1 protein-coding gene is annotated in these 1498 nt (G+C 57.9%); it reads left to right on the top strand.

Features of this window, described 5'->3' with window-relative positions; genetic code table 11:
* Positions 1 to 119 precede the first annotated feature (119 nt).
* Positions 120 to 1421: an OprD family porin gene (locus HT737_RS02450; RefSeq protein WP_182401300.1), complete on the top strand. Its 1302-nt coding sequence runs from the start codon at positions 120 to 122 to the stop codon at positions 1419 to 1421.
* Positions 1422 to 1498: the final 77 nt, after the last annotated feature.

Raw genomic sequence — 1498 nt, 5'->3', positions numbered from 1 at the left:
CCATCATTGTCGCTCACCCCTGCGTGTCCACTTCTTCCCGGCTGTTTTTGACCCGGGACGGGAGCTATTTTTCTGGCTGACTGCGCCCTGGCGCAAACGCTGTACTGTTGGAGTTTTTCATGCGTCCCCCATTCCCTCTCATCACCCCGCGCCAGTCGTTTGGCTTCGGCGCCGCTGTGCTGTGCGCCGGTTTTGCCGCGCAGGTTCAGGCCAGCGGTTTTCTCGAAGACACCACGGCGAAAATCGAATCGCGCACGGTGTATTTCAACCGCGATTTCCGTGATGGGCACACCTCAAGCGACCAGGGCGCTTCCAAGCGTGAAGAGTCGGCGCAAGGCTTTATTCTCAATCTGCAATCGGGTTACACCGAGGGCACGGTCGGCTTCGGTATCGATGCGTTGGGCATGCTCGGTTTTCAGCTCGATTCCAGCCCTGATCGCAGCAACAGCGGCTTGCTGCCGTCCAGCGGCGAGAACCCGCGCGGCTCGAAGGGCCAGTACGCAAAAATGGGCCTGACCGCCAAGGTCAAGGTTTCGGACACGGTGTTGAAGTACGGCGCGCTGCTGCCGGATCTGCCGCTGCTCAAGTACAACGACGGCCGCTTGCTGCCGACCATGTTCAACGGCGCCATGCTGACCTCTAAGGAAGTGAAGGATCTGACCTTCATGGCCGCGCGTCTGGACAAATACACGGCGCGCGATTCCACTGATTCGCAAGACATCCGCGTGCACTGCAAGAACAAGCGCTACGCCTGCAACACCACCGCCGACCATTTCGACATGTACGGCATCGATTACAAGATCAACGATCGCCTGACCGCGCAGTATCACTACGCGGAACTGGAAGATATCTATCGCCAGCACTTTGTGGGTCTGTTGGCTAACCAGCCGCTGGGTGACGGCGTGCTGAAGGCCGATGTGCGTTTGCTGAAAAGCGCCGACAGCGGTGATGCCAAGGCCGGTTCCATCGACAACCGCGCCTTGAGCGGCATGCTCTCGTACGGCATCAGCGGCCACACCTTCAGCGCCGGCTGGCAGCGCATGAACGGCGACAATTCGATGCCGTACCTCGATGGCAGCAATCCGTATCTGGTCAACTACGTGCAGGTCAACGACTTCGCGGCGGCGCAGGAACGCTCCTGGCAGCTGCGTTACGACTATGACTTCAAGGCCATCGGCATCAACGGCCTGAGTTTCCTGACCCGTTATGTGAACGGTGACCACATCAAAGTCCCGGGCAGCGATCAGGAAGGCAAAGAGTGGGAACGCGACAGCGAGCTGAAGTACGTGATCCAGACGGGCACGTTCAAGGATGTCAGCCTGCGTCTGCGCAATGCGACTTACCGCACCAACTATGAGAAATTTGCGCGGGATGTGGATGAGACCCGGTTGATTGTGAGTTACAACTTCTCCGTCCTGTAAACCCCACTCCCTGTAGGAGCTGCCGAAGGCTGCGATCTTTTTGATTTTTGTTTTTTACAATCAAGATCAAAAGATCG

The organism is Pseudomonas sp. MD195_PC81_125, from assembly GCF_014060985.1.
Taxonomy (GTDB): domain Bacteria; phylum Pseudomonadota; class Gammaproteobacteria; order Pseudomonadales; family Pseudomonadaceae; genus Aquipseudomonas; species Aquipseudomonas parakoreensis.
This window is presented reverse-complemented; position numbering and strand designations above follow the sequence as displayed.